The organism is Candidatus Pelagibacter sp. Uisw_099_02 (genome assembly GCF_047727625.1).
In the GTDB taxonomy this organism is placed as follows: Bacteria; Pseudomonadota; Alphaproteobacteria; order Pelagibacterales; family Pelagibacteraceae; genus Pelagibacter.
The window spans coordinates 495,927-516,224 of record NZ_CP159822.1 but is presented as its reverse complement, the minus strand read 5'-3'; the positions used below and the strand labels follow the sequence as shown (position 1 = coordinate 516,224).

Sequence of the window (20,298 nt, the reverse complement as noted above, 5' to 3'; positions counted from 1 at the left end):
ATTTTTAAAAGCTTATTTGGTATACTAATTTAATATATTTAATATATAAAAGGCTCTCTATTTGTTTTAAATTGAGATGAGAGGGCAACGTGGCGGAATGGTTACGCAGAGGATTGCAAATCCTTGTATCCCAGTTCGATTCTGGGCGTTGCCTCCAAAAAAAATCTTGTTTTAGTTTTAAAAAAAAGTATGTTGTTTTTTTAATATTCCTCGGTAGCTCAGTTGGTAGAGCAGTTGACTGTTAATCAATTGGTCGCAGGTTCGAGTCCTGCCCGAGGAGCCATAAACATTGATTTTATAATTTTTGCTCAAGGTTTCGTAATTTTTACCTCAGCTTAAATATTAATTAATTTTAGTATTAACAATAGTTAAAAAAAAATTAAAACTAAATTGCTCCTGAGAATTTAATGTATATTAGCTTACTTTGGAAATTCCTATATTAGAAGCTTGTAAAGATTTACTAAACTTAAGTTTCTGATCATTATTAAGTTCTGAATAAATTTTAACTAAAAAATTATAGTTGACGTTCATATGATTTTCTTGAGTTCTCTCAGGATTAATCAAGTATTCGGAAAAATCTTCAAAAAAATAATTTACTGGAACTTTTAAATAATTTGCTAATTGAAGAAGTCTTATTGAGCTTACACCATTAGTTCCTTTTTCATATTTTTGAATTTGTTGAAATGTAACATTAATTGCTTTTGCTACTTTAGTTTGTGTGAGACCTAAAGCTAATCTTCTTAGCTTTAATTTATTACCCAAATGCTTATTAAAATTATCTTCCATTAAGACCCCTCTTAAAGTTTGTTTTAAAAAACCTATTCAACTAATTTTTTTTAGTTATCGCAATAGAAAAATTTTTTTATTTCAAAGAAAATGGCTCAAAATAAAAAATCATGTCAAGGTATTAACAGGGTAAATAACAAATATTTATATTGTAGTAATTGTAAAATTGGTCTTATAAAATTTGACTTAAAAATAGCTTAGTACGCTCACTTTTTGGGTTAGCAAAAAACTCTAAAGTATCCGCTTTTTCTACAATCTTGCCTTCGTCCATAAATATCATACTATCGGCAACTTCCTTTGCAAAACCCATTTCGTGTGTAACCACTATCATAGTCATTCCTTCTTTAGCTAAACCAACCATTACATCAAGTACTTCTTTAATCATTTCTGGATCTAAAGCTGACGTTGGTTCATCAAACAACATTATTTTGGGTTCCATACAAAGAGCTCTAGCAATTGCTACCCTTTGTTGTTGTCCCCCTGAAAGTTGTCCTGGAAATTTTTGAGCTTGATCTAAAATCTGCACTCTTTCTAAGTGTTTTAAAGCTAAAGCTTCAGCATCTTTTTTTGGCATTTTTTTTACCCAGATTGGTGCTAATGTACAATTATCTAAAATAGATAAATGTGGAAATAAATTAAATTGTTGAAATACCATTCCAACTTCAGCTCTAACTTGTTCTATGTTTTTTGTGTCTTCTGAAATTTCAGTACCATCAACAATAATTGATCCCTCTTGATGTTCTTCTAGTCTATTAATACATCTAATTAACGTAGATTTTCCAGATCCAGATGGTCCACAAACAACTATTTTTTCTTTAGGCTTAACTTCAAGGTTTATTTCTTTTAATACTTGAAAGTCACCGAACCACTTGTTTACATTTTGAATTTGAATAATTGAATCTGACATAATTTATCTATCTGTTTTATATTTTAATTCTAATTTCTGACTATATTTACTCATACTATAACAAATAATCCAGAATATTATTCCAGCAAATACATATCCTTCCATTGAAAATCCTAGCCATTTTGGATTTGTTTTAGCTAAATTTAACATACCAACTACTTCTAAAAGACCTACTACAAAAATTAATGGTGTATCTTTTACAAGTGCTAAGAATGTATTGGCAATCCCTGGAATTACTAATTTTAAAGCTTGTGGAAGAATAACAAAAATATGAAGTTTCCAATAACCCATACCAAGTGACTTCGCAGCATCGTATTGACCTCTAGGAAGCGCTTGAAGTCCTCCTCTTATAACCTCTGCAGTATAAGCTGCTTCAAATAAAGTGATTGCAACAACTACTCTAATTAGTTTATCAACATATGTGCCATCTGGTAAAAACATTGGAAACATTACTGCCGACATAAATAGAACTGTAATTAAAGGAACGCCTCTCCAAAATTCTATAAACGAAAGAGATGAGTATTTAACAATTGGTAAATCAGATCTTCTACCAAGAGCCAACATCATACCTATTGGAAAACAAAAAATTAAAGAGAAAAAAGCAACAATAAAAGTTAAAGATAAACCACCCCACGCACCTGTTTCAACCCATTCAAGTCCAAAAGAACCTCCTGAAATCAAATAGTATATCAAGATAAAAGAAATTATTGGCAATATAAGTGTATAGTAAAGAGAAAGATAATTTCTAAATTTAGCGGGTGTAAAAAATCCAGCTGCCATAAAACCTAATACAGCAATAAAAGTTACGTTAATTCTCCATTGTTCCGCATTAGGATACATTCCATATATAAATCTGTTAAACCAAACTTTAATATAAACCCAACAAGCACCACCACCTGTGCATGCTTCTTTAGTGTCACCAGAAATATTAGCATCAAAAATGAACCAATTTAATAATGGAGGAAGTGAAAATATTACAAGAAAAATGATACACAAACTTAAAACAGCATTAAAATTACTTGGATTAATGTTTTTGTTAAGACTATCTAGAATTTTAATTCCTGAAAATTCAATTCTAATTAAGTGAAGGCCAATTACTCCAAAGATTAAAGGGGTAAAGAAGTTAATAAACCTGGGTAAAAAAGAAGTAATATTTGTGCCTAAGAAATTATTTAAACAAAAATCAAAAATGCCTAAGAAGAAAAGTAAAGTTCCAACTATCAAAGAAATATTTCTATTTTTTTGGTGTTTAAATTTTAACAAATCAAAATTATTTGAACTCATTATTTTTCCTTTATCGCTATTCTTTGGTTGTACCAATTCATTAATAATGAAATTGCAATGCTGATGGTTAAATATGTAGCCATTGTAATACCAACAATTTCAATAGCTTTTCCTGTTTGCATCATTGCAGTACCTGCAAAAACCAAAACTAAATCTGGGTATGCTATAGCAGCGGCTAAAGAAGAGTTTTTAGTTAAATTTAAGTATTGGTTAGTAGTTGGTGGTATAATTATTCTTAAAGCTTGAGGCATAATTACTAATTTCAAAACTTGACTTGGCGTTAAACCTATTGATGCAGCAGCTTCTTTTTGCCCTTTACCAATACCTTGAATGCCGGCCCTAACATTTTCAGCAATAAATGTTGCTGTATAAAGAGTTAAGGCTAAAGTTAATGCAATTAGCTCTGGCGGAATACCCATACCTCCATCAAATGTGTAAGAAGATTGAGACATTTTTCTTAGCTCCGGGAAACTAAAGGATAAATCAACACCACCTACTATAAAAGTTAAAAGTGGTAGACCTATAAAAATAGCTAATGAGATAATTAATACTGGTAACTGTTTACCTTCTTGTTCTTGTTTTTTTTTTGCAAATTTAACAAAAAAGAAAACTAAAATAATTGCAACAATTAAAGTTGTAAAAAAAACATCAAAATTTGTCCAAATCGGAGCTGGTGTAAAAAAACCTTTTATAGTCATAAAAGATGACCCTAGTATCAATGCAGCATCTTGAGGCATTGGCAGTGCTCTAAGTGCAGCAAAATACCAAAAGAAAATCTGTAATAACAATGGAATATTTCTAAAAAATTCTATGTAAAAAGAAGCAGTTTTTCTAATCAGATAATTTGGTGACAGTCTTGCAACACCAACAACAAGACCTAACAATGTAGCTAATATAATTCCAATGAAAGCAACCAAAAGAGTATTTAACAATCCAACAAGGTATGCTCTCGCATAGGTGTCTGAGCCATCATAATCAATTAAAGAAAATTGTATATCAAATGAAGCTTCTTGAGATAAAAAACCAAAACCAAATTCAATACCTCTAGTGTCCATGTTCTCTTGGGCATTCATGGTAAAAAAACCAAATATTAAAACTATAAATAATAATGTTAATAATTGAGGTAAGAATTTTTTTAATTTCATTTGATGAGTATTATAAAAAAAGGGCTAGATAAATCTAGCCCTTTTTATGTTTTGTTAGATAATAATTATCTAGCTGGTGGTACGTATAGTAATCCACCTTTAGTCCAAATTTGATTTGGACCTCTATCAGGTAAAATACCAGTATCAGCGATATTTCTTTTGTAGCTTTCTCCATAATTACCAACTTGTTTGATAATTCTTAAGCTCCAATCGTTATCTAAACCAAATGCTGCACCTAATTCACCTTCAGAACCAACAAGTCTTTTAATTTGTGGGTTATCAGATGTTTTCATCATGTCAGCGTTTGCAGAGTTAATACCGTATTCTTCAGCTTCGATCATTACGTTTAGTGACCATCTTACGATGTCTTCCCAAACTGCATCACCTTGACGTACTACTGGTCCTAGAGGCTCTTTAGAAATAGTCTCTGGTAACACTATATGATCATCAGGGTTAGTCATTTTTGTTCTTTGTGCTGCTAGACCAGATTTATCAGTTGTGTAAGTATCACATCTGCCTGAGTCATAAGCTGCAACAACTTCATCAGCTTTTTCGAAAGCAACTGGCTCATAAGAGATTCCTTTTGAATTAAAGAAGTCTCTCATATTTAGTTCAGTTGTAGTTCCAATGTTAGTACATGCTGAAATTCCATTTTTGAATTGGCTCGTAGAAGTAATTCCTGAGTCTTTTCTTACCATGAAACCTTGGCCATCGTAGAAGTTAACTCCAACGAATGTTAAACCAATGTCAGCATCTCTAGAAAGTGTCCAAGTTGTGTTTCTTGATAAGATATCAATCTCACCAGAAGTTAGAGCTGTAAATCTTTCTTTAGCACTTAGTGGAGTGAACTTAACTTTGTTCGCATCACCTAATACTGCAGCAGCAACTGCTCTACATACATCAACGTCAACACCAGTCCAATTTCCAGCTGCATCAGCATTTGAAAATCCTGGTAAACCTTGAGATACACCACATCTTACAAAACCTTTTTTCTGAGTGTTTTTAAGAGTTTTAGACTTCTTAGCGGCCATTGTTTCTGTTGTAAAAGCAAACAGAATTGCAACCATAGCTACTAGAGAAGTTAATTGTTTTACGTATTTAAACATATTTTATTCCTCTGTTTTATTTATTTATTTATTTGTTAACAAATAATTCAAATATAATTGAATTAAGTTTCCTGTTTATCAGTATATAAAATTGGTAAAAGAAAAAATAAGTAGATTAGAACAGTTCTATCTACATATTGTGTAACTTTAAATAAAATGGTTACATCTAGTGTTGGTGCACTCTGGTGGACTCGAACCACCGACCCTCGGTTTAGAAAACAGATGCTCTATCCAGCTGAGCTAAGAGTGCATATAATAATATTTAACATATTTATAGTATGAATTTAATTTTTAAAAAGAAATTTTTTACAAATAATTAACAAGGTCAAAAGCTCAAGTCTACCAATAATCATAAAGAAAATTAGATAATATTTAGTAAAAATTTGTAAATCATAGAAACTAAAATCACTAAGTCCATACATCGAAGAATTAACTGTATTCATTAACGTTAAAATTGAGAGTTTAAATGAACTTTCAAAATCAATACCACTTAAAGTTAAAAGAAAAGTTAAAAATAATAAAGATACTATAAAAATTATTATAGATAAAAAATATTTATAAATTTCATTTAATTGAAAAAATTCTTTAGAAAATAAATGTTTATTTATATAGATATTTTTTGGTCTGCTATATGAAAGTATTTCGTTAATTGAATATTTAAATAAAGAATAAATTTTTAAAAATCTAACACCAGAACTTGTAGAGAAAAATGATCCACCAATCATAACTAATAATAAAAAAATAAAAGATAAATTAGTTGAGTTGTTATCAAGAGAAAAACCAATATTAGAAACGCTGCTACTTAATGAAAGGAGTAATTCACTAAAATTATTATCAAAATTAAGAAAAGTAAAAAAAATAAGTAATAAAATTAAAAAATAGAATAATAAATGAATATCTTCATTAAAAAAGTTCAAATTATGATTTTTTGTAAAAAATAAATTATATGTTAAAAAAATACTGAAAAAAGATATTAGCATTAACAAAGACATTATTATAATTTGAGAGTTTTCAGTAAGAATGCTTGATAAATTATTTGATGGTAAAAAACCACCTGATGAAATAATTGACATTGCTAAATTTAATGAATTAAACATTCTTATTTCGAAAATGTTTAAAATTATAAAAATTCCTAATGTTAAAGATGAATATAAGAAAAAAATCTTTAATGATTGTTTTAATGTTTCTAATTTACTAAAAGAAATAAAATTAGTTAAAGATTTTTTAAAACTATTATCAAAGATGTCTATCAAGAGAATAATAGAAAATAAAAAATAAAGCCCTCCAATCCACTGTGATGCTGACCTCCATAGAATTAAACTTTGATCAATATGATTGATATTATTAAAAATTGTAAAACCTGTTGATGTAAAACCAGAAATTGCCTCAAAGTATGAATTAATAAAAGTTAAATTATAGATACTAAAATAAAAAGGTATTGCAATTATTAATGGTAATAAAAAATAACCAATTAATATTGTAAGTATTTTTTCATAGATTGTAGTTTTTTTTTCATCATTACTTTTTGATATATAAAATATTAACGATAAAAAAATTGATACTAAAAATGTGTAAATATAGGTATTTAAATTAAGATATAGATTTAGATAATATGAATAAACAATATTGAAAAATGATAGAATTGAAATTATACCGCAAAAGATACTCAAATAAATTAACTTAATATAATTCATTCGATTATACTGAGCTTATACGAAACATGTTCTCTACAATGTGTAAAAAATCTTTTTTTGCTAATAAAACAACAATATCCTCTTTTTTAAATATAAAATTAGATCTTGGAATAATTACCTTTTCTTTTCTTAAAATTGCTCCAACGCGTATCTCATCTGGTAAATTTGAATTTTTTAATTCTTTGTTGATTAACTCAGAGGTTTCGATAATTTCTGCTTCGATAATTTCGTATTCACCGTTAAGAATACTATAAGCATTTTCTATTGTCCCCTTGTGGATATGTTTTAGTATACTAGATACAGTATTCATTCTAGGGTCAATAAAATCATCGATTTTTAAAGAGGACTGAAGTAAAGAATAGTTTGGTTTATTTATTAGTGCCATTGTTCGCTTGTCAATGGATTCAGCGTTATCTTTTGCAAATTTTTCAACTAATACACTTATCATTAAGTTATCCTCATCATCGTTAGTAAGTGCAAGTACCGTTTGAGTTTCATCAATGTTTGCTTCCATCAGTACTTCCTCATCTAAGGCATCACCATTAATTACAATCGTATTATTAAGTTCGCTCGCAATAAGTTCTGCTCTTTCTTTATTTTTTTCAATAATTTTTACTCTTGCGGAATCAAAACTTTCTTCCAAATTTTTAGCTAAATTAAAACCAATATTTCCGCCACCAATTATCAAAATTTTATTAGAAATTTTTTCATTATGTCCAAAAGCATTAAGAGTATCTTTCATTTGAGATGCATTAATTGCAACATAAGCTTTATCGTCCTTAAGCATTATGTCTGTTTTTTTTAATACAACAAATTTCCCATCTCTAATAACACCCATTATATTGGCATCCAATTTAGGGAATTTTTTAGTAAGCTCGTTTAATTTAATATCTTTTAAAGAACATTTTTCATTAATTAAAATTTCAAGTAATCTAATTTTATTGTCTGCAAATGGAACATTATCTAGTGCTCCAGGGGCTTCTAATTTTCTTTGTAAAGATTTAGCTATTTCAATTTCAGGTGAAATAATAACATCAATTGGTAAATTTTCTTTATTATAAACTTTTGTAAATTTTGGATTTAGATAGTCTTGTGATCTTATTCTTGCTATTTTTTTTTGAACATTAAAAATTGAAAATGCAATTTGACATATAAGCATATTAATTTCATCATTGCGAGTTACTGCAATAATCATATCGGCATCACTAGCATTTGCTTTTTCTAAAATTGATGGATATGTAGCTTTACCAACAATAGACTTCACATCTAACGTGTCATCTATTTTTTGAATATCTTCACTAGATTGGTCAATTACAGTTATAGAGTGGCCCTGTTCACTTAAAATTTTAGAAATAGTAAAACCAACTCTACCTGCACCACAAATAATTATATTCATTTAATTTAATTCCTTGATCCCTAAACCTTTTAATTTTCTATGCAAGGCTGATCGTTCCATACCAATAAAATCGGCAGTTTTTGATATATTGCCATTAAATATTTTTAATTGAGTAGTTAAATACTCCTTTTCAAAATTTTCTCTAGCCTCTTTTAATGGTATAGATAATGAGTTTTCTGATGGAGTATTTTTGATATCTGGGTTTTTAAGAGATTCTTTAATTATATTCGAAATCTTATCCGGTGTATCTGGAGAGAGTATTGCAATTCTTTCAATTAAATTTCTTAACTCCCTAACATTTCCAGGCCAATCATAGTTAAGTAAATAATTATTGTTAGTATCTATATTCATTTTTTTTAAATTATAATTTTTTGAAATTTTTTCTGAAAAGTATTCAACTAATAGTGATATATCAGATACTCTTTCTTTAAGTGAGTCTATATTAATCTCAAATACATTAAGTCTATGATATAGATCTTCTCTAAAATTTCCATTTTCTATTTCTTTTTTAATATCTTTACTTGATGAACATATAATTCTGACATTAACATTTATATCATGGTTGCCATTAATTCGTTTGAATTTTTGATCAATTAAAACTCGTAAAATTTTAGATTGAGTTTCCAATGGAATTTCTGATATTTCATCAATTAAAAGAATGCCTCCTGTAGATTTTTCTAAAGCACCATATAAAATTGATCCATTACTTTTTTCTTCTCCAAAGAGTTCTAATTCATATTTTTCTACATCTAATAAAGCACCATTTAAAATTATAAAGGGTCCATTTTTTCTTTTAGATTCCTTGTGTATTTTTCTCGCTATTAATTCTTTACCAGATCCAGTCGGACCATTAATGAAAATCCTACTTTCAGATATTGAGATTTTATTAATTTGATCTTTAATATTTTTTATATTTTCACTATTTCCAATTAGTTCATAAGAATAAAAAAGTTTATCTTCAAATTCTTTATTTTTATTTTTCAAATTTAAATTTTCAACAGCACGATTAACAAAATTAATTAATCTTTCTTGATTAAATGGTTTTTCAATAAACTCAAAAGCTCCAGCTTTAAGAGCTTTGATAGCCATTTCAACATTGGCATGGCCTGTTATTATGATTACTGGAATATCTTTATCTTTTTTTTTAATATGTGAAAGAAGTTCTAATCCATCGTTATCTCCTTTATCTAATTTTACATCTATAATAGCTACATCAGGAAGTTTTTTATCAATTTCATTTAATGCTTGATTGTAATTAGCCGCTAATCTTGTTCTGTAACCAGATTCAATAATCAAATCATTAATAATGTTTCTTATGTCAGCGTTATCATCAATAATTAATATTTCTGTACTCATTATTTTATAAATGTAACTTTTATTTCTGCTCCATTTTCAATTTCGATAAAATCTATTTTACCATTATGATCATTTATTGTTTTATTAACAATAGCCAAACCTAATCCAGTACCTTTATCTTTTGTTGTAACGTATGGGTTCAAAATATCTTTAATATTATTGTTAAATACACCAAAACCTAAACCATTATCAATAATTAAAAAATTAATATTTGATATTTTTTCATTAAGCATAATGTCTATTTTGCCTTTAAAGTTACCATTATTTAATTTTTTATCTTGAATACTTTCAATGGAATTTTTAATCATATTAAAAAAAACTCTACTTAATTGCTCACTGTCAGAATTTAGAATTATATTTGACTTATTAGTTTTAAAGTTAATTTCTATATTCTTATCTAATTCTTTTATTAAATTAATATTATCTTTGATCAAAGGAACTAAGTCATTATCCTTAAGTATTGGTTTTGGCATTCTAGCAAAGTCAGAAAATTCATTAACTAAATTTTCAATTTGTTTAATTTGCTTTCCAATAATCTTTAAACTTTTAGCAAAATCATCTTTTTCATGATTTTCTATTTTCTTTGAATACTTATTCTTTAATTTATCTATAGTTAATTGAATTGGTGTAAGAGGGTTTTTAATTTCATGAGCTAATTTTCTAGCTAAACTCTCCCAGGCCTCATGTCTTTCATTAATTATTAGTTTCTCTTGTTGCGATTTTAATTGATCTATCATTAAATTAAAGTTTCTATTTAAAGTCTCCATGTCTTTATCTGCTTTAATTATTGGAACTTTAATATTCAGATTACCCTTACCAATGCTATATGATGCTATAATCAAATTATTAATTGATCTAAAAAATCTTGAAGAAAACCTTATGGCGATTGAAATTGATAAAAATAAAAGTAGAGAAACTATCACAAGATAAATAAATACAAATGAAACTTTTATTCCAGTTTGTTTATTTAAAACTGTATAATAAAAATTAACTGCCTCTTGCGACTCTATTAAATATTGTGAAATTTTTTTTTCTAAATATTTTACTATATACAAATATTTACCATCAAAGTTTTCAAGTTTAATAATTGATGCTGATTGGTTTTCAAAAGCATTAATTATCTTTAATGGTCTCTTATCATTTGAAACCATCTCTAAAGCTTCGAGTAAAGGTGGTTTGTAAACATTTATATCTTCCAATGTGCTTAAGTAAAGATTTCCATTACCATCAATAATATGAACTTCATCCATATTTCTAATCAACTTTTGAGTATTCAAAAAACTTTTGAATTGATTTATGTTTGTATTCAAAAAATTAACACTTTTATTCAAATCATATGCAATTAATATAATTTCTGATTGGGTTTTGTTTTTAATTTCTTCAGTATAACTTTTTGCAATTTCATAAGAATTATTAACTGCAGTTGTAATTTTTTTGTCAAAATATTTATCAAGTGCAAATGATAATAAAAACAATGAGAACAAAGAAATTAATACTGATGGTATTAATGTAAATAAAGCAAAAAAAGTTATATATTTTCTGTTTGCTCTTGATCCGCTAATATCAACATCAATCTTTAAAGATGCACTTACCTCCTTAAAGATCATGTAAAACAGTACTAATAATAGTGCTATATTTCCTATTAAAAGTACTTGTAGGTTTTGGTCTGTTAATTTAAGAAAGCTTTTATCTATAAAAGTTAAAAATGTTACAAAACCTAAACTTAAGGTTGTTAAAAATATTAATCCAATAAACAAATTTTTTTTGATAAAATCTATCATTATGAGATAAACAGATTAGTAAATATTTTTATCATGAATAATTGTTTTATAATACTTGCTGGAGGAGAAAGTAAAAGATTTAATTCTATAACTCCAAAGCCTTACCACGTATATAAAGGTAAATATTTACTACTACACTCTATAGATAAAGCAAAAAAATATAAAAAATTTAGTAAAATTGTTTTAGTTATTAATAAAAATCATAAATCTCTCATTAAAAAACTCAAAATCGTAGATATAGAAATTATCACTGGAGGTGTTACTAGGGCAGAATCAGCATATAAGGCTTTAAAAAGTATTAAAAAAGATAATATTAAAAATGTTATAATTCATGATGCTGCTAGACCTAATTTTTCTATAAAACTTTTAGATAAATTGGTTAATAGTCTTAAATTAGAGGACTGTGTAATCCCTGCTATTCAAAGTACAGACTCAATTAAGCATAGATCTTCAAACAAAATTATTAATTTAAAAAGAGAAAATGTTTATTTAATTCAAACACCTCAAGCATTTAATTATAAAAAATTATATGCACTTCAAAAACACAGAGATGTTGACATCACTGATGATGCAAGTTTATTTGTAAGAGCTGGAAAAAAAATAAAGATTATTAAAGGTGAATTAAATAATAACAAAATTACAATAAATTCAGATATCAAAGTAAGTGGTTTAATTAAGTACGGATTAGGCTTTGATGTTCATAGATTAGTACCTAATAAAAAACTTTATTTAGGTGGTATCAGAGTGCCCTCACCTTTTGGCACATTGGGTCACTCAGATGGAGATCCTGTTTTACATGCCTTAATAGATGCTATTCTTGGCGCTTGTTCTATGGGTGATATCGGTGAAAAATTTTCAGATAAGGACAAAAAATTTAAAAATATTAGGTCAACAATTCTTTTAAGTAAGATTATTAAGCAAATAGAAATTAACAGCTATTTAATTAATAATCTTGATATTAATATCATTACTCAAAAACCCAAAATTCAAAAATATAAAAAACAAATTACAAATTGTATTGCTAAAATTTGTAAAATTTTACCTTCACAAATTAATATTAAAGGTAAGACAACTGAAAAACTAGGTTTAATAGGCAAAGAAAAAGCTATAGCATGTGAAGTAATAGTTTCGGTGATTAAAAATGATTAAAACTTTCAATTCACTATTTGTTACAATGCTTGGTCTGGGTAAAATTAAGTTTATGCCTGGAACTTTTGGGTCTTTAGCGACTACAATTATTCTTTATTATTTATTCCATTCATTAAATGTTTCACCAAATATAATTTTAATAGGTTTGATAATAATATTTATTTATTCATTTTATGCTATCTCGAACCATATACAAAATAATGAAAATAAAGATCCTGGTGAAATCATTATTGATGAGTTGCTGGGTCAATCAATTCCTATATATCTTTATGAAATTTCTCATGGTACAACAAAAAATTCTAGTGAGGCAATCATATACTATGCTTTATTTTTTATTCTTTTTAGATATTTTGATATCATGAAACCATTTCCTGTAAGTTTTTTTGATAAAAATTTTAAAAATAGCTTTGGTGTAATTATGGATGATATCTTTGCAGGATTTTATGTAGTGTTAACTCTTGTGTGTTTTGTGATCATCAAAAGTTATGTTTTATAATGAAAAATTTGGCAAATAAAATTGTGAAAAAATTAATTAAGAAGAGACTTAAAGTGTCATTCGCAGAATCTTGTACTGGGGGTCTTTTATCAAGCTCAATAACATCAATTAATGGCTCCTCTAAAGTTTTTAATTTAGGTTTTGTTACTTATTCTAATAAAGCAAAAGTTAATATTCTTAAGGTTCCTTATAACGTAATAAAAAAATATGGTGCAGTTAGCGAAGAATGTTGTTTATCTATGGTTAAAAATTTAAGCAAAATTAGTAAAGCAAACATATCTGTATCAATAACTGGTATTGCTGGACCTAACGGTGGTACGAAATTAAAGCCAGTAGGTTTAGTTTATATTAGTGTCAAAAAGGGAAATAAAATAATAACTAAAAAAAATCTATTCAAAAATAAAAATAGAATATCTATACAAAAAGTTACAGTTAGCACCGCACTTAATATAATCGATAATATTGTCTAACTTTTAGCCCAACTTATATTATTCCAAATTCTTTCATGAAAATAATATAAAAAAATTTTAGTTAAAGCTTCGATACTACCTATAGAAACACCTATTAAAAAGTCACCAGTTAAAATCCATGCAATAATAAAAGTTGTTAAGCTAGCAGTAATACGCCACGTTAACGTTTTTGCAATTGTTCTTTTTTGTAAGTCTGCGGACATAATTTACCTTTCTGCACATATGGTTTTTTAATGATTTATCTATCCCTGAATAAATCGTTAGCTCTTCTTTGAAACGAGTCAGCTATTTTATCTAAACCATACTGAAAAGATTTAGTCATTAAAATATTTAAAAATTTATTTTCAATCTCAAAATCAATATCAAAAGATATCTCAGTAAAATTCCCTTTTTCAAGAAAAAACCATTTATTATACAAATGCTTGAGGGGTCCTTCGATATTAGTTACTAGGATAGTGTCTGTATCTTTATTAAATCTGACATCACTTTTATAAGTAGCCTTAAAAGGACCTTTCCCTATTGTAAGATCTGCAATTATTAATATCATATTTTTTTCTTTTTTTTTTTCATAAATTTTTGCATCTAAACAATAAGGTATAAACATTGGGTAATTTTCAATATCTAGAACAAGATCCACTAATTGTTTTTTATTACATTCAATTAATCTCTTGACCGTGGCTTTAGGCATTAAATTTTTCTAATCTATTTTTTTGCAATTGAGCAAAGTCTTCATCAGCATGATAAGAAGATCTAGTTAATGGTGAAGATGAAACTAATAAAAAACCTTTAGTTTTTGCAATATTTTCTAAATCTTTAAATTCATCTGGATGGTAGTATCTTTCAAGTGGATGATGTTTTACTGAGGGTTGCAAATATTGTCCAATTGTTAAAAAGTCTACATCAGCAGACCTTAAGTCGTCCATCACCTGAATTAACTCATCTTTACTTTCTCCTAAACCAACCATTAACCCTGATTTAGTAAAAACTTTTTTATTAATTTTTTTTACATTCTTTAAAAGTTCTAATGAACCAAAATATCTTGCACCTGGTCTAACTTTTAAATAAAGTCTTGGAACTGTTTCAATATTATGATTAAAAACATCTAAATCTCCTTCAAGAATCTTTTTATAAGAGTCACCCTTTCTTAAAAAATCTGGGGTTAAAACTTCAATTGAAGTTTGAGGGTTTTTTTTTCTTATAGCTGTAATTACATCAAAAAAATGATTAGAACCTCCATCTTCTAAATCATCTCTGTCAACAGAAGTTATAACAACGTGCTGAAGATTAAGTTTGTATACAGCATTTGAAATTTTATAAGCCTCAAATGGATCTAAATTTTCAGGTTTACCTGTTTTTACATCACAAAAAGCGCAAGCTCTTGTACAGGTATCACCCATAATCATAAAAGTAGCATGACGTTTACTCCAACATTCTGTAATATTTGGGCAGTTAGCTTCCTGACAAACTGTTACTAAATTGTTTTGATTAACAATAGTTTTAGTTAAGAAAAATTCTTTACTGTTAGTTAATTTAGACCTTATCCAATCAGGTTTTTTCTTAATTGGATTTATAGGTTTGTTAACTTTTTCTGGGTGTCTTGGTTTAATTGTCATTCTTTTTAATTATATAGAGGGTCTCTGCTTCTTTGCCAAATAAAAACTTTTCTCTTATTAACGTTTCAACATAATCTAAATCTAATTTATCACTTAATAAAGAGTTTTTAAACTCAAGGTTTTTAATTTTATTGGTTAGATTCTTTTCTTTATTTTGTAAACTTATTAAGATTTCTTTTTTTTTAAAATAAGAAAAAAGACCTCTTTCACCGTCTAAAAAGTTAAAGAAAAAATAAAGTATTAAAAAGATTGAGATTAGTAAAAAATAATTTTTTTTTAATTTTTTCAACATTAATAAATGTTATTCATTAATGCTTTTTTTCCAAGCTCTTCTTCTATACGTAATAATTGATTATATTTAGCAACACGTTCAGATCTAGCTAATGACCCTGATTTTATTTGATTTGAATTAGTTCCTACGGCTAGGTCTGCAATAAAAGTATCCTCACTATCACCTGATCTATGAGAAATTATTGTTTTATAGCCAATTATTTGTGCAAATTTAATAACTTCAAGTGTTTCCGAAACCGTGCCAATTTGATTAAGTTTAATCAATATTGAGTTTGATGAATTATTTAAAAAACCAATTTTTAGTCTTTCTAAATTTGTAACATAAAGATCATCACCAACTATTTGAACATTTTTTGTATACTTCATTAATTTATTCCATGCTATCCAATCATTTTCTCCAAATGGGTCTTCTATAGATTTGATTTTGTATTTGGTTATTATTTTTTGATATTCTTTAATTGATTGATCTACTGAAATAAGTTTTTTAGAATGAATAGAGTATTTATTTTTTTTTATTAATTCGTTAGCCGCAACATCCAAACAAATTGAAACATCTTTACCATTCTTAAATCCAGATTTTTTTATCGCAGCTACAATTAGATCTAAAGCTTTTTCATTGCTACTAATCATAGGAGCAAAACCACCCTCATCTCCAACAGACGTTGAAAAATTCTTCTTTATAATTAAATCTCTTAAATTGTTAATTACAACAAAACATATTCTCATTGCCTCTGAAAAACTCTTTGCTTTATCAGGTCTAATCATAAATTCTTGAATTCTTAAACCGTTATTGGCATGAGCTCCACCATTAATAATGTTCATTAAAGGGTATGGTAATTTATAATTATTTTTTACCAAAAAAGTTTTATATAAAGGTACTTTTTTAATCTTTGCAGAAAGTTTTTTTGTAGCCATCGACACGGCTAAAATTGCATTAGCTCCTAAGTTTGTTTTTTGCCTAGTTCCATCAAGATTAATTAAGATTGTATCTATACGCATTTGATCATGAATATTTTTACCTTTTAATTTTTTTGAGATTTTTGTATTAATTAAACTCACAGCATTTAAAACACTTTTACCCAAATATTTTTTGTTTTTACTGTCTCGTTTTTCAAACGCTTCATATGTACCAGTTGATGCTCCTGATGGACAAATAGCTGTTGCACTTAAATTTTTTGAATAAACCTCAGCTTCAATTGTTGGGTATCCTCTACTGTCAAAAATTTGGCGAGCTTTTACCTTTAATATTTTGCTCATTTATTTTTTAATTAGATTATCTATTTCAAAAAGTTGAGATAGCAATTTTTCTAATTTATCTAAAGGAACCATATTAGGTCCATCAGATGGAGCATTATCAGGGTCTTGATGTGTTTCAATAAAAACACCTGCAACACCAACTGCTACTGCAGCTCTTGCTAAATATTCTACAAATTCTCTTTGCCCACCACTTGTATCACCCAACCCCCCAGGTTGTTGTACAGAATGTGTGGCATCAAAAATAACAGGGTAACCATTCTTTGCCATTATAGGTAAAGATCTCATATCAGAGACAAGAGTATTGTACCCAAAGCTTGCGCCTCTTTCAGTGACCAGAATATTATTATTACCAGAATCAGCAATTTTTTTAGTAACATTAACCATATCCCATGGTGCTAAAAATTGACCTTTTTTAACATTAATAATTTTTCTTGTTTTAGCTGCAGCAATTAATAAATCTGTTTGTCTGCATAAAAATGCTGGAATTTGTAATATGTCTGCATGTGGGGATACAACAGAGCATTGCTCAGCATTGTGTATGTCAGTTAATATTGGAACATTTAACTCTTTTTTTATTTTATCAAAAATAGGTAAAGACTGTTCAAGACCCGCACCTCTTTTTCCTTTTAAGCTGGTTCTATTTGCTTTATCAAAAGATGTTTTATAAATAAAACCCATATTAAATTTTGAAGTAATCTCTTTAATTTTACCTGCCATATCCATAGCATGCTGTTCTGTTTCAAGTTGACATGGACCAGCAATAATACAAATCTTATTATTGTTTGAAATTTCTATGTTTCCACAATTAACTTTTATATTTTTCATTTATGATTTTTAGCAGCTTTGATAAATGATGAGAATAAAGGATGTGGTGCCAAAGGTCTAGATTTAAATTCAGGGTGAAATTGTACAGCAACAAACCAGGGGTGGTTTTTTAGCTCAATAATTTCTGGTAATTTGTTATCTGGAGATAATCCTGAAAAAATTAAACCATTTTTTTCAAATTTATCTTTGTAACTAATATTAACCTCATATCGATGCCTATGTCTTTCTTGAATTGATTTTGATTTATAGATTTTTCTAATTAATGAATTTTCTTTTAATTTTGCTTCATAAAGACCAAGTCTCATAGTGCCACCTAAATCTTTATCAGTTCCTTTAATTAATTTGCCATTTTTATTCCATTCAGTAATTAACCCAATAATTGGAACACCTCCAGCTCCAAACTCACTTGAAGTAGCTTTTTTTATATTTAACTTATTTCTAGCAAATTCTATAATTGCCATTTGCATCCCAAAACAGATTCCAAAAAAAGGAATTTTTTTCTCTCTAGCATATTTAATTGCTTCGATTTTACCTTCTGTTCCTCTTTTGCCAAAACCACCTGGTATTAAAATTCCCGAAACATCTTTTAATTTTTTCTTAATTTCAGAAACTTTTAGATTCTCAGAATCTATTCTCACTAAATTAACCTTTAAATTATTATCAATTCCACCATGAGTTAAGGCTTCATCTAAAGATTTATAAGCATCTTTAAGGTCAACATATTTGCCAATGATTGCAATATTGATTAATTTTTTTGTATGGAGAACAATTTTTGTAATTTTTTTCCAAGGATTTAAATTAACTTTTTTTCTTCTTTTAATCCTAAAATATTCAAGCACTTGTTTATCTAAATTTTCTCTATTAAAACTAATCGGCGCCTCATAAATAGTTTTAACATCAACTGTCTCAATTACATTTTTAATATTTACATTACAAAACAAGGATATTTTTTTTCTATGTTCAAGCGGGATAGGTCTTTCTGATCTACAAATAATAATATCTGGTTGTATACCGAGACTTCTTAACTCTTTTACAGAGTGTTGAGTAGGTTTTGTTTTAATCTCATCTGAAGCTCTAAGGTATGGGACTAGTGTTAAGTGAATAAATAAAGCATTCTTTTTACCGACATCATTTGAAAATTGTCTAATAGCTTCAACAAAAGGAAGGCTTTCAATGTCACCTACTATCCCCCCTATTTCACAAATTACAAAATCTTCTTTAGATATATCATTTTTTATAAACTCTTTAATACGATCAGTTATGTGTGGAATAACTTGAACAGTTTTACCAAGATAACCTCCCTTACGTTCTTTCTTTAAAACGTCACTATAAATTTTTCCAGTTGTAATGTTGTCAGTTTTTTTTGCAGAAATTCCTGAAAATCTTTCATAATGACCTAGATCTAAATCGGTTTCAGCACCATCGTTTGTTACAAAAACTTCACCATGTTGAAAAGGACTCATTGTTCCTGGGTCAACATTTAAATAAGGATCTAATTTTCTTAAACGGACTTTAAAACCGCTTGATTGAAGCAAATATGCTAACGAAGCAGAAGAAAGTCCTTTACCTAAGGATGATACCACGCCGCCGGTGACAAATATAAATCGCGCCATGGAATTATCTTATAGCGATTAATTAATAAAATGGAAAGAATTAATTATTAATTTTCAGGAATTGAAGGAGTATCACTAGATTTTTCTTCAATGTTATCTAGTACAGAGGATGTAGGTGTTAACTCACCTCTAGATATTATTGTTAAAGCTAAGCTACAAATTATGAATAAAGTAGCAACTACAGCTGTAGCTTTACTCATAAAATTACCTGCTGATCTGGAAAGCATAAAATTATCTTGAGAAACTCCAATGCCAAGTGCTCCACCTTCAGATTTTTGCACAAGTATCAAAAGCACAAGTATTACAGCAAGCACTAAGTTGACTACTAATAAAATATTTTCCATGAAGGTTAACTATATGTTTTTTTGACGATATCAATAAATTTTTTAGCATTTTGAGATGCTCCTCCAATTAAAAAACCATCAATATTATTAATTTCTCTTAAGATTGTTATATTTTTGGGATTTACAGAACCCCCATATAAAACTTTAGGCAATTTATCTTTAAATTTACTTTTAATATATTTTACTGTTTTAAAAAGATCTTGGTGTTTTGGTATGAGCCCACTACCTATAGCCCAAACTGGTTCATAAGCTAAAAAAATGTTTGATTTATATTTGATATTTTTTAAACCAATTTTAATTTGTCTAGAGAGGATTGAGTGTGTCTTTTTTTTTTTTTTTTCATTTAAAGTTTCACCTATACAAAAAATAACTTTTAATTTAGCATCAAGAGCACTTTTTATTTTTAGATTAATCAGTTTATCACTTTCACCCTTTACTCTATTTTCTGAATGGCCAATAATTACAAAGTGAGCACCAATATTTTTTAACATTTGAGAATTAACAAAACCTGTATGAGCACCATAAACATCACTTTCATGACAATTTTGACCACCAATACCGATTTGACAGTTTTTAAATTTTTTTGAAAAAGAACTTATTAAAGTGTTTGGTGGGCAATAAATTAATCTTCCTCCCTTTATTTCTTTGGATTTAGAAAATTTAATAACTTTATCTAATGTTTTTAAGGATGATAAATTCCCATACATTTTCCAATTAGCTATAAAATACATATATTTATTTGTCATAATGAAAATTTTAATCTATAGCTTGGTATTTTAAAGATC

At 27.6% G+C, this 20,298-nt stretch carries 21 protein-coding genes and 3 tRNA genes; 5 read left to right on the top strand and 19 right to left on the bottom strand.

The genetic code is table 11. The annotated features are described in order from the left end of the window. Positions 1-83 precede the first annotated feature (83 nt). Both ABXT47_RS02755 and ABXT47_RS02750 read left to right on the top strand, forming a co-directional pair. Positions 84-157 (top strand) — tRNA-Cys (locus ABXT47_RS02755). Positions 158-207: 50 nt separating this feature from the next. Next, a tRNA-Asn gene (locus ABXT47_RS02750) sits at positions 208-283 on the top strand. A gap of 131 nt (positions 284-414) precedes the next feature. On the opposite strand, the gene ABXT47_RS02745 is transcribed toward ABXT47_RS02750, so the two are convergent. The 10 genes from ABXT47_RS02745 to ABXT47_RS02700 form a co-directional block, all read right to left on the bottom strand. Further along, positions 415-786: a helix-turn-helix domain-containing protein gene (locus ABXT47_RS02745; RefSeq protein WP_415309217.1), complete on the bottom strand. Its 372-nt coding sequence runs from the start codon at positions 784-786 to the stop codon at positions 415-417. Positions 787-958: 172 nt separating this feature from the next. Further along, a complete protein-coding gene (locus tag ABXT47_RS02740) occupies positions 959-1,693 on the bottom strand; it encodes an amino acid ABC transporter ATP-binding protein (RefSeq protein ID WP_415309216.1) in 735 nt (244 codons plus the stop codon). Between the two features lie 3 nt (positions 1,694-1,696). Then, positions 1,697-2,977: an amino acid ABC transporter permease gene (locus ABXT47_RS02735; RefSeq protein ID WP_415309215.1), complete on the bottom strand. Its 1,281-nt coding sequence runs from the start codon at positions 2,975-2,977 to the stop codon at positions 1,697-1,699. Beyond that, a complete protein-coding gene (locus ABXT47_RS02730; protein ID WP_415309214.1) occupies positions 2,977-4,122 on the bottom strand; it encodes an amino acid ABC transporter permease in 1,146 nt (381 codons plus the stop codon). Before ABXT47_RS02730 ends, ABXT47_RS02735 begins: the two co-directional genes overlap by 1 nt. A gap of 65 nt (positions 4,123-4,187) precedes the next feature. Beyond that, positions 4,188-5,228 carry an amino acid ABC transporter substrate-binding protein gene (locus ABXT47_RS02725; RefSeq protein ID WP_415309213.1) on the bottom strand — a complete coding sequence of 347 codons (1,041 nt, stop codon included), beginning with the start codon at positions 5,226-5,228 and terminating at the stop codon, positions 4,188-4,190. Positions 5,229-5,401: 173 nt separating this feature from the next. Beyond that, positions 5,402-5,478 (bottom strand) — tRNA-Arg (locus tag ABXT47_RS02720). Positions 5,479-5,512: 34 nt separating this feature from the next. Then, positions 5,513-6,922 (bottom strand): TrkH family potassium uptake protein, encoded by a 1,410-nt coding sequence (locus tag ABXT47_RS02715; RefSeq protein ID WP_415309212.1) that lies wholly within the window; start codon positions 6,920-6,922, stop codon positions 5,513-5,515. Positions 6,923-6,926: 4 nt separating this feature from the next. After that, entirely contained in the window at positions 6,927-8,318 is a 1,392-nt protein-coding gene (gene trkA / locus ABXT47_RS02710; protein ID WP_415309211.1) for a Trk system potassium transporter TrkA, read from the bottom strand. Then, a complete protein-coding gene (locus ABXT47_RS02705) occupies positions 8,319-9,674 on the bottom strand; it encodes a sigma-54-dependent transcriptional regulator (protein ID WP_415309210.1) in 1,356 nt (451 codons plus the stop codon). Beyond that, positions 9,674-11,455: an ATP-binding protein gene (locus tag ABXT47_RS02700; protein WP_415309209.1), complete on the bottom strand. Its 1,782-nt coding sequence runs from the start codon at positions 11,453-11,455 to the stop codon at positions 9,674-9,676. The genes ABXT47_RS02705 and ABXT47_RS02700 overlap by 1 nt, the downstream gene beginning before the upstream one ends. 33 nt (positions 11,456-11,488) lie before the next feature. On the opposite strand from ABXT47_RS02700, the gene ispF reads away from it, so the two are divergent. From ispF to ABXT47_RS02685, 3 genes are read left to right on the top strand one after another with little or no spacing between them, the layout of a single operon-like run. Further along, a complete protein-coding gene (gene ispF / locus ABXT47_RS02695) occupies positions 11,489-12,604 on the top strand; it encodes a 2-C-methyl-D-erythritol 2,4-cyclodiphosphate synthase (RefSeq protein WP_415309208.1) in 1,116 nt (371 codons plus the stop codon). Then, positions 12,597-13,100 (top strand): phosphatidylglycerophosphatase A, encoded by a 504-nt coding sequence (locus tag ABXT47_RS02690; protein WP_415309207.1) that lies wholly within the window; start codon positions 12,597-12,599, stop codon positions 13,098-13,100. The genes ispF and ABXT47_RS02690 overlap by 8 nt, the downstream gene beginning before the upstream one ends. Then, entirely contained in the window at positions 13,100-13,570 is a 471-nt protein-coding gene (locus tag ABXT47_RS02685) for a CinA family protein (protein ID WP_415309206.1), read from the top strand. The genes ABXT47_RS02690 and ABXT47_RS02685 overlap by 1 nt, the downstream gene beginning before the upstream one ends. On the opposite strand, the gene ABXT47_RS02680 is transcribed toward ABXT47_RS02685, so the two are convergent. Genes ABXT47_RS02680 through ABXT47_RS02640 form a run of 9 tightly spaced genes read right to left on the bottom strand, consistent with a single transcriptional unit; the run spans position 13,567 to position 20,259 of the window. Further along, entirely contained in the window at positions 13,567-13,773 is a 207-nt protein-coding gene (locus ABXT47_RS02680; RefSeq protein ID WP_415309205.1) for a DUF2061 domain-containing protein, read from the bottom strand. The genes ABXT47_RS02685 and ABXT47_RS02680 overlap by 4 nt on opposite strands. Before the next feature lie 35 nt (positions 13,774-13,808). After that, positions 13,809-14,258 (bottom strand): type II toxin-antitoxin system RatA family toxin, encoded by a 450-nt coding sequence (locus ABXT47_RS02675; protein WP_415309204.1) that lies wholly within the window; start codon positions 14,256-14,258, stop codon positions 13,809-13,811. Continuing rightward, positions 14,251-15,183: a lipoyl synthase gene (gene lipA, locus ABXT47_RS02670; RefSeq protein WP_415309203.1), complete on the bottom strand. Its 933-nt coding sequence runs from the start codon at positions 15,181-15,183 to the stop codon at positions 14,251-14,253. Before lipA ends, ABXT47_RS02675 begins: the two co-directional genes overlap by 8 nt. Beyond that, positions 15,173-15,475 carry an FtsB family cell division protein gene (locus ABXT47_RS02665; RefSeq protein ID WP_415309202.1) on the bottom strand — a complete coding sequence of 101 codons (303 nt, stop codon included), beginning with the start codon at positions 15,473-15,475 and terminating at the stop codon, positions 15,173-15,175. Before ABXT47_RS02665 ends, lipA begins: the two co-directional genes overlap by 11 nt. Then, positions 15,475-16,731, bottom strand: coding sequence for a phosphopyruvate hydratase (gene eno / locus ABXT47_RS02660; protein WP_415309201.1), 1,257 nt, complete (start codon positions 16,729-16,731; stop codon positions 15,475-15,477). Before eno ends, ABXT47_RS02665 begins: the two co-directional genes overlap by 1 nt. Then, complete coding sequence (gene kdsA, locus ABXT47_RS02655; RefSeq protein ID WP_415309200.1) at positions 16,732-17,556, bottom strand: 3-deoxy-8-phosphooctulonate synthase; 825 nt, start codon at positions 17,554-17,556, stop codon at positions 16,732-16,734. Beyond that, positions 17,553-19,169, bottom strand: coding sequence for a CTP synthase (locus ABXT47_RS02650; protein WP_415309199.1), 1,617 nt, complete (start codon positions 19,167-19,169; stop codon positions 17,553-17,555). The genes kdsA and ABXT47_RS02650 overlap by 4 nt, the downstream gene beginning before the upstream one ends. 47 nt (positions 19,170-19,216) lie before the next feature. Further along, positions 19,217-19,513: a preprotein translocase subunit SecG gene (secG, locus tag ABXT47_RS02645; protein WP_415309198.1), complete on the bottom strand. Its 297-nt coding sequence runs from the start codon at positions 19,511-19,513 to the stop codon at positions 19,217-19,219. 5 nt (positions 19,514-19,518) lie between these two features. Beyond that, positions 19,519-20,259 (bottom strand): triose-phosphate isomerase, encoded by a 741-nt coding sequence (locus tag ABXT47_RS02640; RefSeq protein WP_415309197.1) that lies wholly within the window; start codon positions 20,257-20,259, stop codon positions 19,519-19,521. Positions 20,260-20,298 lie beyond the last annotated feature (39 nt).